Origin of the sequence: Granulicatella sp. 572.rep1_STHE (genome assembly GCF_001073445.1) — a bacterium.
Classification (GTDB): Bacteria; Bacillota; Bacilli; order Lactobacillales; family Aerococcaceae; genus Granulicatella; species Granulicatella adiacens.
The window spans coordinates 78,324-91,459 of sequence record NZ_JVBO01000020.1 but is presented as its reverse complement, the minus strand read 5'-3'; the positions used below and the strand labels follow the sequence as shown (position 1 = coordinate 91,459).

Annotated in this window: 11 protein-coding genes, 2 rRNA genes and 1 pseudogene; 11 read left to right on the top strand and 3 right to left on the bottom strand. The window is 42.0% G+C overall.

What is annotated here, in order from left to right; translation table 11 throughout:
• The 11 genes and pseudogenes from ADH99_RS05375 to gltX form a co-directional block, all read left to right on the top strand.
• A 23S ribosomal RNA gene (locus ADH99_RS05375) occupies positions 1 to 612 on the top strand; the annotation flags it as partial.
• Between the two features lie 78 nt (positions 613 to 690).
• A 5S ribosomal RNA gene (gene rrf / locus ADH99_RS05370) occupies positions 691 to 806 on the top strand.
• Positions 807 to 934: 128 nt separating this feature from the next.
• Entirely contained in the window at positions 935 to 1,618 is a 684-nt protein-coding gene (locus ADH99_RS05365) for a hypothetical protein (protein WP_049555134.1), read from the top strand.
• A gap of 171 nt (positions 1,619 to 1,789) precedes the next feature.
• Complete coding sequence (locus ADH99_RS05360) at positions 1,790 to 2,551, top strand: ParA family protein (protein WP_049555133.1); 762 nt, start codon at positions 1,790 to 1,792, stop codon at positions 2,549 to 2,551.
• A complete protein-coding gene (locus tag ADH99_RS05355; protein ID WP_049555132.1) occupies positions 2,544 to 3,443 on the top strand; it encodes a ParB/RepB/Spo0J family partition protein in 900 nt (299 codons plus the stop codon). Before ADH99_RS05360 ends, ADH99_RS05355 begins: the two co-directional genes overlap by 8 nt.
• A 13-nt stretch (positions 3,444 to 3,456) precedes the next feature.
• Positions 3,457 to 3,666, top strand: coding sequence for a DUF951 domain-containing protein (locus ADH99_RS05350; RefSeq protein ID WP_048711626.1), 210 nt, complete (start codon positions 3,457 to 3,459; stop codon positions 3,664 to 3,666).
• Positions 3,667 to 3,682: 16 nt separating this feature from the next.
• On the top strand, positions 3,683 to 4,783 hold the full coding sequence (gene ychF, locus ADH99_RS05345) for a redox-regulated ATPase YchF (protein WP_049555131.1): 1,101 nt from the start codon (positions 3,683 to 3,685) through the stop codon (positions 4,781 to 4,783).
• Between the two features lie 20 nt (positions 4,784 to 4,803).
• The gene (locus ADH99_RS05340; RefSeq protein ID WP_049555130.1) at positions 4,804 to 5,481 is read left to right on the top strand and encodes a DUF1129 domain-containing protein; all 678 of its coding nucleotides are present in this window, start codon (positions 4,804 to 4,806) and stop codon (positions 5,479 to 5,481) included.
• 94 nt (positions 5,482 to 5,575) lie between these two features.
• Positions 5,576 to 7,390 carry a DUF2207 domain-containing protein gene (locus ADH99_RS10520; protein ID WP_049555129.1) on the top strand — a complete coding sequence of 605 codons (1,815 nt, stop codon included), beginning with the start codon at positions 5,576 to 5,578 and terminating at the stop codon, positions 7,388 to 7,390.
• Between the two features lie 13 nt (positions 7,391 to 7,403).
• Positions 7,404 to 8,106, top strand: a pseudogene (locus ADH99_RS05330) (O-methyltransferase).
• Between the two features lie 69 nt (positions 8,107 to 8,175).
• Positions 8,176 to 9,651 carry a glutamate--tRNA ligase gene (gene gltX / locus ADH99_RS05325; protein WP_049555128.1) on the top strand — a complete coding sequence of 492 codons (1,476 nt, stop codon included), beginning with the start codon at positions 8,176 to 8,178 and terminating at the stop codon, positions 9,649 to 9,651.
• Positions 9,652 to 10,100: 449 nt separating this feature from the next.
• Here gltX and citG read toward each other — a convergent pair whose 3' ends face one another.
• The 3 genes from citG to ADH99_RS05310 form a co-directional block, all read right to left on the bottom strand.
• Positions 10,101 to 10,931 (bottom strand): triphosphoribosyl-dephospho-CoA synthase CitG, encoded by an 831-nt coding sequence (gene citG / locus ADH99_RS05320; protein WP_049555127.1) that lies wholly within the window; start codon positions 10,929 to 10,931, stop codon positions 10,101 to 10,103.
• Entirely contained in the window at positions 10,924 to 11,619 is a 696-nt protein-coding gene (locus tag ADH99_RS05315; protein ID WP_049555126.1) for a GntR family transcriptional regulator, read from the bottom strand. The genes citG and ADH99_RS05315 overlap by 8 nt, the downstream gene beginning before the upstream one ends.
• A gap of 121 nt (positions 11,620 to 11,740) precedes the next feature.
• Positions 11,741 to 13,123, bottom strand: a complete 1,383-nt coding sequence (locus ADH99_RS05310) for a CitMHS family transporter (protein WP_049555125.1) — start codon at positions 13,121 to 13,123, stop codon at positions 11,741 to 11,743.
• Positions 13,124 to 13,136: the final 13 nt, after the last annotated feature.

Sequence of the window (13,136 nt, the reverse complement as noted above, 5' to 3'; positions counted from 1 at the left end):
GGTTCCCTCAGAATGGTTGGAAATCATTCGAAGAGTGTAAAGGCAGAAGGGAGCTTGACTGCGAGACCTACAAGTCGAGCAGGGACGAAAGTCGGGCTTAGTGATCCGGTGGTTCCGCATGGAAGGGCCATCGCTCAACGGATAAAAGCTACCCTGGGGATAACAGGCTTATCTCCCCCAAGAGTTCACATCGACGGGGAGGTTTGGCACCTCGATGTCGGCTCATCGCATCCTGGGGCTGAAGTCGGTCCCAAGGGTTGGGCTGTTCGCCCATTAAAGCGGTACGCGAGCTGGGTTCAGAACGTCGTGAGACAGTTCGGTCCCTATCCGTCGCGGGCGTTGGAAATTTGAGAGGAGCTGTCCTTAGTACGAGAGGACCGGGATGGACACACCGCTGGTGTACCAGTTGTTCTGCCAAGAGCATCGCTGGGTAGCTATGTGTGGACGGGATAAACGCTGAAAGCATCTAAGCGTGAAGCCCCCCTCGAGATGAGATTTCCCATCACATTAAGTGAGTAAGACCCCTGAGAGACGATCAGGTAGATAGGCTAGAAGTGGAAGTGCCGCGAGGCATGGAGCGGACTAGTACTAATCGGTCGAGGACTTAACCACGAGTTGTATAGCTGGTAGATTGATGGAGTTGGATATAGATTCAGTTTTGAAAGAACGAAAGTTTTTTCAGAAATAAAGTGTGGTGACGATGGCAAGAAGGATACACCTGTTCCCATCTCGAACACAGAAGTTAAGCTTCTTAGCGCCGATAGTAGTTGGGGGTTTCTCCCTGCGAGGGTAGGACGTTGCCACGCAAACTGTATAAGCTGGGCCTTGTGCCCAGCTTATTTTGTAGAGATTTTTATGTGGAAGATGTTTTGTATTATAGGAATTTTGAGAGGAAGTTTGCTATAATGAAACGGATGATAAAGGAGGAGGTAGAATGATGAAATGGATTAAAAGTACGATGATTATAGCGTTTCTATTCATTTTGACGGCTTGTGGGAAGAGTTTATCGACCGAAGCAGTGCAAGAACAAGTAGTCACTTCTGCTGACTCGATTGCAAATTATCATATTACCGTAAAGCAATCGGACTATAAAGAAGGGACGAAAACGCCTTCTGCCCAAACCATTGCCAGTGCGAGCGCTTGGAAAGATGGTACGGGATACGGTTCTAAAATCGATAAGACTTCCGGGAAAGTGACGAATCAACTCGAAGTGATTGCCGATGCGAATATCGGTTTTATTCGCTATTATCAAGATAAATGGGAACAAACCATTACAGCGACTTCCAGCTTACAAAACACAGTCGTTTTTCCATATGCAAAACTGGTTCAATTTACCAAAGAAATCCATCAACTCGTTCCTTGGACGAAGGAGTGGCAAAGTTATGAGAAATCCTATTCTGGAGACGATGAAACGATTCGTAAGGCATTAACGTCCATTCTTGGAATTGCGACGAATGATACGTCAAAAGTGGAGTTGAAAATCAAGACCGATGCCGCTGGAAATCTCATCACAAATGTGGAGATTACAGTTGTTGATGAAGGCGAGCAAACCCGCAAAGAATATACGATTGCGTACTTACAATTCAATGAACAACAAAAGAAAGCTTTGCCTCAGTAAGGGCAGAGCTTTTTTCGTAAAATAAACCGGTATGACTACAAAAAAAGGCACTTTTTTGTTACAATAGAAAAGAACAAAATATTGCGAGAAATGAAGAACATTTTGTAGACATGCGAGAGGGAGAATGCTTGCATTCTCCCTTTTTTAGAACAAGAAACATGGAGGAAGAGTATGGGACGTGTGATATCCGTTGCCAATCAGAAAGGTGGAGTTGGAAAGACAACTTCAACCGTCAGTTTAGCGGCTGCGTTGGCGGTCAATGGCAAAAAAGTATTAATTATTGATAGTGATCCTCAAGGGAACGCAACGAGCGGTCTTGGCGTACAAAAAGGGGAACTCGAACAAGATGTATATGATGTTTTAGTCAACCAAGTACCGATGGCGGACGTGATTGTTCCGACGAGTCGTGAAAACTTGATGATTGCCCCTTCGACGATTCAGTTAGCAGGTGCGGAAATTGAGTTAACGAGTCAACCTCGCCGTGAGCAACGATTGAAAGAGGCTGTGAAGAAAATCAAAGATGATTACGATTATATCTTTATCGACTGTCCTCCTTCACTAGGTCATTTAACGATGAATGCTTTTACCGCTAGTGATACGGTATTAATTCCAGTGCAGTGCGAATATTATGCGTTGGAAGGATTATCACAACTCATGAACACCATCACGATGGTTCGCAAGCACTTTAATCCTCAGTTGAAGATTGAGGGCGTTCTCCTAACGATGTACGATGCGCGTACGAACTTGGGAAATGAAGTCAAAGAGGATGTGATTAAGTATTTCCGTGAGAAAGTCTATAAAACAATCATCCCTCGAAACGTCCGTCTGTCTGAAGCACCAAGTTATGGGCAAGCGATTGTGGACTATGACCCCCGTTCTAGAGGTGCGGAAGTATACATGGAGTTAGCAAAGGAAGTGTTGGCACATGAGTAAAAATCAAAAAGGAAAAGGCCTTGGACGTGGAATCGACGCGTTGTTTATGAATGACTTAGATACCCTCGATGCCTTAGAACAAGTACAAGAAACTGAGCAAATTCAACAGATTGCTGTTTCAGAGATTCGTCCAAATCCTTATCAACCGCGTAAAGAGTTTGATGAGGAAGGTTTAGCAGAACTAGCGGAATCGATTCGCCAAAATGGAGTTTTCCAACCGATTATCGTGCGCAAATCTAAAATTAAAGGATATGAATTAGTTGCTGGGGAACGTCGTCTGCGTGCGTCTAAATTAGCTGAGAAAGAAACGATTCCAGCTATTGTACGTGACTACTCAGAGGAAACGATGATTCAAATCGCAGTTGTTGAAAACTTACAACGCGAGAACTTGAAGCCTTTAGATGAAGCGATGGCGTATCGTACATTAATGGATTCATTGAAATTAAAACAAGAAGAAGTAGCAAGCCGAGTAGGGAAGAGCCGTTCATACGTGGCGAACTTCTTACGATTACTAACCTTGCCAGCTGCAGTACAAGAACTCGTACAAAATGGATCTCTTTCAGCAGGGCATGCGCGTACGCTTCTTGGATTAAAAGACCAAACAAAAATTGGTGCTGTGGCTAAAAAGGCCGTGAAAGAAAATCTAACGGTACGTGCCTTAGAAACTTTAGTCCAATCCATCAATGAACCTGTTAAGAAAACCACGAAGAAAATCCAAAAACCGAAAAAATCGATGTATATCGTTGAATCGGAAGAACGTTTAATGGATAAATTCGGAACAAGCGTGCAAATCGTTGAAAAAGGCGAACGTGGTAAAATCGAAATCGAGTATCTTTCTCAAAAAGATTTAACCCGTATTTTAGAAGTATTAGAAATCGAATTAGACGATTAATAAAGGAGTCTTTATGAAAGCAGGAACAACGTATCAATTACACGATCATGTGGAAATGAAAAAACCGCATGCGTGCCAGACGAATTCCTGGGAAATCATCCGTATGGGGATGGACATTCGTATCAAGTGTGATCACTGTGGTCAAATGGTCCTAATGCCAAGACGGGAATTCGAGAAGAAGATGAAAAAGGTCACTGTAGTAGCGGCCGAAGAAAACAAATAAAGAAAGAGTGTGACAAATGGCCTTAACAGCTGGAATCGTCGGCTTACCAAACGTTGGGAAGTCAACATTATTTAATGCAATTACAAAAGCAGGGGTCGAAGCGGCGAACTATCCGTTTGCGACAATTGACCCAAACGTCGGAGTGGTAGAAGTACCAGATCACCGTTTACAAAAATTAACGGAATTAGTAAAACCAAAGAAAACTGTTCCGACGACTTTTGAATTTACCGACATCGCGGGGATCGTTAAAGGGGCAAGCCGTGGGGAAGGTCTTGGGAATAAATTCTTAAGCCACATCCGTCAAGTAGACGCGATTTGCCAAGTGGTTCGTTGCTTTGAAGATGAGAACATCACACACGTGGCGGGGAAAGTAGACCCAATCGCTGACATCGAAACAATCAACCTAGAGTTAGTGTTGGCCGACCTTGAGTCAGTGGACAAACGGATTGCTCGTGTGGCAAAAATTGCGAAAACTAAAGATAAAGACGCGGTGGCAGAACTAGCGGTCTTAGAAAAAATCAAACCCGTGTTAGAAGAAGGAAAATTAGCACGTACGATTGAATTCACTGATGAAGAACTTCCAATCGTGAAAGGCTTATTCCTTTTAACAACAAAACCAATGCTTTATATCGCAAATATCTCCGAAGATGACGTGATGGAAGGCGGCCGTAATCAATACGTACAATTAGTGGAAGACTATGCTGCCAAAGAAGATGCAGAAGTCGTTGTTATCTGTGCGAAAATTGAAGAAGAAGTGGCAGAACTTGAGGAAGAAGAAAAACAAGCCTTCCTAGAAGAAATGGGAATTGAAGTTTCTGGCTTAGACATCTTAATCCAAAAAGCGTATCACTTATTAGGCTTGGCGACTTACTTTACAGCTGGAGAACAAGAAGTACGCGCGTGGACATTCCGCCGTGGCATGAAAGCTCCGCAATGTGCGGGAATCATCCACTCAGACTTCGAGCGTGGATTCATCCGTGCCGAAACGGTTGCGTATGCAGACCTACTGGAATACGGTAGTATGACAGCTGCAAAAGAGAACGGAAAAGTTCGTCAAGAAGGTAAAGAATATGTCGTGCAAGACGGCGACGTAATGCTCTTTAGATTTAATGTGTAAGGATAACGGAGGATTGTAGTATGTCAGAACAAAACGTACCAGAAGTAGTGTCAGTAGACGCTCAAAAAGCAAAATTAACAAGTAAAAATGAACAATATATCTATCAATTAGAACGCGCATTGAAAGAAGCAGGATTTGACGAAGCGCAAGTCGAAAAAGAATTATCAGTGATGCTTCCTCAAATCATCGAACATCAAAAATCAGGGGTGACTGCACGTCAATTATTCGGAACGGTAACAGAACGCGTGCATGCGATTGTCAACGGACCTGCTAAAGATCCAGATGCAAAATCTCCAGATTGGCAAATCGCTTTAGATGGTGGTTTATTAGTAGGCGGTTTATTCGCTCTAGTAACAGGAGTGATGTTGATGTTAAATCCAGACTCAGGTTCACAACCAATGGGATTATTAACATTAATTATCAACTTTATCGCAGGAGCGTTCGTAATGTTAGCTATTTCGAAAAATGCTCCTAAATTTGACAATCCAAAAGGTCAACGTGGATACATTCGTTACTTAGTAGTAAGTACAGTGGCGATGGTCGCTTGGTTACTCTTAGTCGTAGCAAGCCAATCCTTCATTCCAAATGCCATCAATCTTGTAATGAGTTATGAATGGTACTTACTCATTGGAGCAGCAGCATTAGCGGCTAAATTCTACTTGAAGAAAAAATTAAATATTGTTGGATCAGTAATGTAAGAGAGTACAAACAAGTGTGAGATGATGGCGAAGTTCCTTCGTGGACAATCCCGCAGTGATTTCACACTTTTTTTGACAGTTTAGAGGTGAAAACATGAATCGAAAAATACGTTACATCATTACGTTTTTATTAGGATTAGTGGCCTTCTTTGGATTTAGTTCGAGTGTCGATGCTCGTAGCTTAAAAGTAGACAAGTACGATATCACCGTGAATATTTTAGAAAACGGCGATGTTCAGTTTCTAGAAAAAATTACGTTTCAGGCAGATGGTTCTTATAATGGAGTGTTCTATAACTTAGACTACTCAGGGTTTAGAGAACCAACGGATGTAACTGCCTTTTTGGAGACGGGTTCTGGAGCGGTAGAAATGCCTCAAAATTCAACGGGAACGAGTGGCACCTATCAGCTCACTCATGAAGGGGATAAATTAAAATTTAAAGTCTTCACACCGTTTTCGAATTCGAGAAGAACCGTTACCTTCCAATATACGATTCCAAAATTAATTACAAACTACGAAGACACAGCGGAATTAAACCGTAAAGTTGTTGGTACACAGTGGGAAATCGACCAAGAAAACATCACCGTCAAAGTTAACCTTCCGGGAAATGCGTCTAAAGAAACGCTTCGTGCTTGGGGACATGGGGCTGGTCAAAACGGGAATGTAAAAATTGCCGATGACTACAAGTCTGTGACCTTCACAGCTCCTTCTAATAAGAGTGGGGATTTCGTTGAAGTGCATATGATTTTCCCACAAACATTGACTCCAGGAAATACCAATGTAGTGAACCGAAAAGCCTTTGATGAGATTGTGGCGCAAGAAGAAAAATTGTTGCAACAAGAAGAAGGCATGAAGACGCTAGGGTCTATCGGTGTGTATATCGGGTGGATATTGATGTTTGTGAACTTAATCTTTGCGTGGGTTAAAGGCTTCTTTGCCAACCGTAAGAGACTGCAAAAAGTTCCTCACGTTCCAGATCATCTTTTTGAAATTCCTGAAGATATTACTCCGGCTATTATGAACAAAGCGATTTATGGCAAGAGTACGATGAAAGATTTAAGTGCAACGGTTATGGATTTAGTCCGCAAGAAGATTTTAACCTTGTCGGAAACACAACCACATGAAATTAAACTCGTTGGAGATGTATCGAAACTTCTTCGTCACGAGAAATTGGCAGTGAAATTGCTCTTTGAAGACGTGGGCGGTGGAGATGATACCATCTACCTAAAGGATATTAAAGAATACGCTGAAGATCATCCAAAAGCGTATTATAATGCAGCCACTAGTTGGTTGAATGCAGTGGATACTGCTGCAGAAAAACATCGTGTGGACCGTTTTACAAAAGGAGAACCAGAGGCGAGAAACTATTTTGCAGGTTGTTTTGTATTCCTACTTGTAGCAGCCACTTTCGGGTTGAGCCTTTTAAGTAAGAACCCAGTATTGGCTGCCCTTACGTTTATCTTTGCCCTTGTTTTAATTCCTCTGACATTAATCGGAGGTGGAGCAGCAGCAAAGAGACGTACACTTGAAGGTGAGTACCGTTACCGTCAATGGCAAGCCTTTAAACAAATGCTGAAAGACCTCTCTCCAATGAAGAGAATTGAAGATTTACCAAGTATTCAACTGTGGGATCACTTCTTAGTTTATGCCATTTCTTTAGGCGTAGCGGAACATGTGATTAAAGTGTTGAAGAAATTAATACCAGACCAACTACCAGACAGTGTGTTCTATTCAAGTCAAACAGGAACGATTTACTATCCTATTGCGGACTTTAATAGTGCCTTCTCAAGCTCATACAACAGTTCTAGCTCTTATGTCAATGGAGGTAGCAACTCTGGCGGGTTCGGCGGAGGATTCTCTGGCGGATCGAGCGGCGGTAGTGGTGGCGGATCCGGCGGTGGCGGATTCTAACGAAGGAGAATTTATGTTAAACGAAATGATGCACAGACCCGTTGTCAAACCGGAACTGGTCGAGTACATGCGCACAAGTCAACGCCGTTTTCCGGGGGGGCTTAGGCGAATTAGAAAATATGGCTAATGAATTAGGAATTCCCATTATTCCTCATGAAACAGCTGTTTTTCTAGATTTTATAGTTGGACTAACCCAACCAAAGAATGTTTTAGAAATTGGGACAGCAGTTGGATTCTCAGCGAGTCTAATGGCAACAGCTTCACCACAGGCAAAAGTCACAACCATTGACCGCTATGAGTTAATGTATAGCCGTGCCAAAGCAAACTTTGAGAAATTAGGCTTAGCCGACCGAATCACCCAATTGGAAGGCGATGCAGCCGATATTTTACCAACACTGGAACAAGGAAAATATGACTTCCTCTTTATGGATAGTGCTAAAGCAAAATATATTGAGTTCTTCCCCTACTGCATGGACGTTCTAGAAGTTGGTGGCGTGCTGGTCGTGGATGATATTTTCCAAGGAGGAACGATTTTAGAAGATGTGATGGAGCGTCCAAGACGTGTGCGTAAAATTCATCGCCGTCTCAATATGTTTCTTGATTTAGTACAAAGCGACCCAACCTTAAAATCAACCTTACTTCCTTTAGGGGATGGGATTATTATGATTCAAAAAATGGAAGAGAAAGATTTCAAGTATATTTTAGAAGACTTGTAAATTAATCATGGAAATATGGCTTGAAAAGTTTTACAATAAGTAAGAATGACAAAGAAAGGAAGTTTTACAATGACAGATAAAGTGCGTGTACGTTATGCACCAAGTCCAACAGGGCACTTGCACATCGGGAATGCTCGTACAGCCCTATTTAACTATTTATTCGCGAGACATTATGGTGGAGAGTTCATCATCCGTATCGAGGATACTGACCGCAAGAGAAATCTTGAACACGGAGAAGAAAGCCAATTAGAAAACTTAACTTGGCTTGGAATGGATTGGGATGAAGGTCCAGATAAACCAGGAAAATACGGTCCTTACCGTCAATCAGAACGTGAACATATTTATAATCCACTCATCGAGCAATTAATTGCTGAAGACAAAGCGTATAAATGTTACATGACAGAGGAAGAATTGGAAGCAGAACGTGAAGCGCAACGTGCTCGTGGCGAAATGCCTCACTACAGCGGGCAACACGCTCACTTAACACAAGAGCAATGTGACGCTTTTGAAGCAGAAGGACGCACTCCTGTTGTTCGTTTCCGCGTTCCAAAGACTGGAACCTATGCTTTTGATGATATCGTTAAAGGCGAAATCTCATTCGAGTCTACAAGTGTCGGTGGCGACTTCGTTATCTTAAAACGTGACGGAATGCCTACATATAACTTTGCAGTAGCAGTGGATGACCACTTCATGGAAATCACTCACGTTTTACGTGGAGATGATCATATTGCTAATACTCCAAAACAATTAATGATTTACGAAGCATTCGGTTGGGAACCACCTCGTTTTGGACATATGACACTAATCATTAATACGGAAACAGGTAAGAAATTATCAAAACGTGATGAATCAATTTTACAATTCATCGAACAATATAAAGACTTAGGGTACTTACCAGAAGCGATGTTCAACTTTATCGCGCTACTAGGATGGTCTCCTCAAGGCGAACACGAAATCTTCAGCCGTGAAGAATTCATCGAAATCTTCGACGAAAAACGTCTTGGTAAATCACCAGCAGCCTTCGACCCGAAGAAATTAGAATGGATTAACAACACATACGTGAAGAAAACTCCATTAGAAGAAGTGGCTGAAATGGCGATTGCGCAATTGAAAAAAGCGGGAATCGTAGCGGAAGAAGTTTCTCCTGAAGAACATGCATGGTTAGTGAAATTAGTGGCGTTATACCACGATCAAATGAGCTACATGAATGAAATTGTTGCTTTATCAACATTATTCTTCAGAAAAGATTTCGAAGTGGAAAACGACGAAGCGAAAGAAGTGCTTCAAGGCGAAACTGTTCCAACAGTATTGAATGCTTTTATGTCTAAATTAGAAGCGATGGAAACATTCGATGAGCCAAGTATTTTGGCAGCCATTAAAGAGGTTCAAAAGGAAACTGGCGTGAAGGGTAAAAACTTGTTTATGCCAATTCGTGTGGCAACGAGCGGACAAACACACGGGCCGGCTATCGGTAAGACGATTGAGTTGCTTGGAAGAGAACGCAGCATTGCACACATCCAAGCTGCACTTGCTCTTATTAAATAAAAGCTGACAGAAAGGGTTAACGCAAACTGCGTTAACTCTTTTTTATTTATATTAATTTAAAACCATGGGCCTTCGGCCCGATATTCTTCAAAATACTCGGATATCTTCATAATAGCGGTAATGGGGTACCGGTTCGAGCCTATGGTCTCTCACCTTCAAAGCCTCAAAGTAGGAGTAAGGAATAAATTCCTAACTCCCACTAATTCGCATTTTATACAATTCCCCATTACTGCTATTATAGAATCCGAGATTTTTCCGAATATCAGGCCTCAGGGGGAAAGAATAAATAAAAAGGTTAATCCTTTTTTGAATAAGAGAAGGCGACAGGTGTGTGCATGCCACGTTCTCTGGCGCGGGGAAGGGAGAGCATAAAGTGTGTGCTAAAAAAGATGTAAATAGCGATGTGCTGGGTAGAAAACAAAAAGGGCAAAGAAAAAACGGATGAGGGTTCATCCGTTTTGTTGTATTTTGTGACAGAAGAAGGTGAGTGAGAGTAGGTCTGCGCTTCCTCCTGGGCTGAGGTTACGCTCGATTAGGACGTTGTCGTAGTCTTCGAGACGGCTAGCGAGCTCTTCTTCTGAGAGCGTTTGGGCTTTGTCAAAGAGGAGTTTGGCTTCTTGTTGGACCTTTTTATACGCTTCGATTCCGCCGCGGTGAATGAGGTTTCCGTCTTCGACAAAGGTCATGAGATACAGAAGAAGGAGTAGGTCTCGGTGACGAGGGGTATGCGTGTTTAGCGTATTGTAATAGTCGAGGGCTTTTGCAAGGCTTGGGTAGCCGGTTGCTGCTTCGCCTCGTATGCCTGTGATGCCATGTTCGACGTAGAGTTTCTCCCCGTAAGAGAGGTGCTCTTTTTGGTCGAGGTTGGCAAAATCCACTTCGATGAGATGGCGCGTCATGAGGTGGCAATAATGCAAGGCTTCTGGAATGTTGCCTTTTGTATGTGCGGTGGCACCTAAAATCAGGGCAAAGGAGAAGTTGGCTCCTTTATGGGTGTTGATATGGTTTGTGGCAGCCATCATCGCGGCTTCGGCTTGTTTCCCAAGGGCGCGAAGCTCGTTGAATAAGTCGAGTGGAGTGCCGTTGTGGTTCTCTCCTGCTTCGGCGTAGGCGAGTAAATAAGGACGAAGCGCTTCGATACTTTTGTAGAAGGTGTCCTTTGTCATGTCCTTATGGGCGCCGGTGGAAATGGGATCCACGAGGCCTGGTTTTGGCGCGAGATTCACCTCTTGTAGAAGGGCGTCTGTAGCCACTTGTGCTAAAAACTCAGGATTAATCAATGTGCAATGTCTCCATTTGTTTTAGGATAAATTGCAAAGAACGGTCTAAGTGCTCATGAGTAATGAGCGTGATTTGTTCCACATCTTTGTTGAGCATTCCGCGATAGATGAGTTTGTGTTCGTTCAGTGCTTTTGTGCGACGTTCGGATGAACGAATCGATAAGTCACGGAAGTATATCACGTAAGTACGGAGTTCGTTGACGATTTCTTTTAGACGAGTCATTTGACATTTTTCGTAAATGAAGTCATTAAAGGTAGTGAAGTTAGCCAGTACTTCATCTACTTTATCTTCAGCGTTTAGTTTATCGCACTCCTCTAAGATGGCTGCGAGTTCTTCGAAATCTTTCTTCGTCATGAGTTTCATAGCATTAATGGTTGCTAAGGTGTCGAGGGACTTTCTAATTTCAAAGATTTCATGAGCGTCTTTGATGGAAATTCCTTTTACAATAACGCCAATCTTTGGGATATGTTCTACAAGATGTTCCTTTGTCAATTCGTTTAAGGCATAACGAATCGGAGTACGACTAATATTTAATTCTGTCGAAAACTCTTTTTCGTTAATTCTTGTGCCGGCAGGAATCTCCCCTAAAATAATCGTTTTACGAAATGCTTCGTAAAGTGAAATTTTGAGAGGTTTATTTTGAGTAATGTCTAGATTATTTTTAACTGCTTGAATGACTGCTGACATAATAGCCTCCTTGAATTTGTTCTATGCATCAGAAATAGTATAAACGAAAAGAATGAAAAATGCACAAAAAAGACTTGTTAGGCTGGGCCTAAACAAGTCTTTTTCACAAATTCGTTTTGAATTATTGAGCTAAGTATAATGGCATGTGACCCATTAATACGATTGTTACAACGAAGATTACGAAGATAACAGCAGCGTATTTAGCTGATTCTTTTTGCCATTCACCCATGTCTAATCCTGTTAGACGTAATAGTAAGTAGATGAACGCTACTAATGGGCTTAATAAGTGGAATGCTTGACCCATTAATGAAGCTAATGCCATTTGCATATCAGTGAATCCATATTGACGTCCGATTTCTGCGAATGGAATTAATACTCCGTAGTAGAAGCCATCGTTTGTTAAGAAGAATGTACCAGGAACTGAGATAATTGCGATAATTAATGACCAGAATCCTGCTAATTGTTGAGGGATGATTTGAACGATGCTGTTTGTTAAAGCAGTCGCCATTCCAGTTCCTTGGAATAATCCCATGAATACTCCGGCAGCAAATACTAGTAATACTACTTGTACAGCGTCCCCAGCGTTGTCCCCAATACGTTTTGCTTGAGCTTTTAAGTCTGGGTAGTTGATCATTAAGGCTAAACCTGTACCAACTAAGAATAATACAACTGGTTTAACTTCGATTGCATCGATGAATGAACCAGCAACTAACCAACCGATTAATACGATTGTTAAGATAGCGTTGATTAAGAAGTTTTGTGGACGACGTTTTTCTAACACTTCTGGGTCAGTGATTGTTGTTAATTCATCTAATTCAGCATCTGTTAATTCTTGGATACCTAAACGAGCACGTTCTTTTTTACCCATTGAGCGAGCAACTACGAAGATTACGTAAAGTACTGAAAGAATCATACCTGGTGCTAAGTAAGCTAGGATATCTGCTTCTACACCAAGAACTGACATCGCACGAGCAGTAGGTCCGCCCCATGGTAATAAGTTCATGATTGTGTTTTGTAAGATTACAAGAACCCCTAAGTTCATTAATTTCATGTCTAATTTTTTGTAAATTGGCACGAATGCTGAGCAGCAGATTAATGTCGTTGTAGTTCCGTCACCGTTTAATGATACGGCAGCAGCTACGATAGCAGTAGCCATCAATACTTTCATTGGATCGCCTTTAGCGAAGCGAATCATTTTGTTAGTAATTGGATCGAATAATCCAGCGTCTAACATTGTAGAGAAGTAAAGGATTGCGAATAGAAGCATAACCCCTGTTTCAGCAGTTCCTTTCATCGCTGTTAATTTATCTTTTGAGTTATTACCGAATAACCCTTGGCGAATTAATGTACCGATGTTTACGTCTTGGACTTGACCTGTAGCAACTAAAATAATTGCGAAAATTAATGGAATTAATACTAAAGCTGTGAATGGTGACATTTTTTTCTTCATGATAATGTACATGAAAATAGCCATCATTACATAAGCTGCAACTGTGATAACCATCATATCTTCCTTT

Coding starts and splice junctions, on each gene's coding strand:
- ADH99_RS05350 (WP_048711626.1), top strand. CDS start 3,457: ATGAAAGCAGGAACAACGTATCAATTACACGATCATGTGGAAATGAAA.
- ADH99_RS05360 (WP_049555133.1), top strand. CDS start 1,790: ATGGGACGTGTGATATCCGTTGCCAATCAGAAAGGTGGAGTTGGAAAG.
- ADH99_RS10520 (WP_049555129.1), top strand. CDS start 5,576: ATGAATCGAAAAATACGTTACATCATTACGTTTTTATTAGGATTAGTG.
- ADH99_RS05355 (WP_049555132.1), top strand. CDS start 2,544: ATGAGTAAAAATCAAAAAGGAAAAGGCCTTGGACGTGGAATCGACGCG.
- gltX (WP_049555128.1), top strand. CDS start 8,176: ATGACAGATAAAGTGCGTGTACGTTATGCACCAAGTCCAACAGGGCAC.
- ADH99_RS05340 (WP_049555130.1), top strand. CDS start 4,804: ATGTCAGAACAAAACGTACCAGAAGTAGTGTCAGTAGACGCTCAAAAA.
- ADH99_RS05365 (WP_049555134.1), top strand. CDS start 935: ATGATGAAATGGATTAAAAGTACGATGATTATAGCGTTTCTATTCATT.
- ADH99_RS05310 (WP_049555125.1), bottom strand. CDS start 13,123: ATGGTTATCACAGTTGCAGCTTATGTAATGATGGCTATTTTCATGTAC.
- ADH99_RS05315 (WP_049555126.1), bottom strand. CDS start 11,619: ATGTCAGCAGTCATTCAAGCAGTTAAAAATAATCTAGACATTACTCAA.
- ychF (WP_049555131.1), top strand. CDS start 3,683: ATGGCCTTAACAGCTGGAATCGTCGGCTTACCAAACGTTGGGAAGTCA.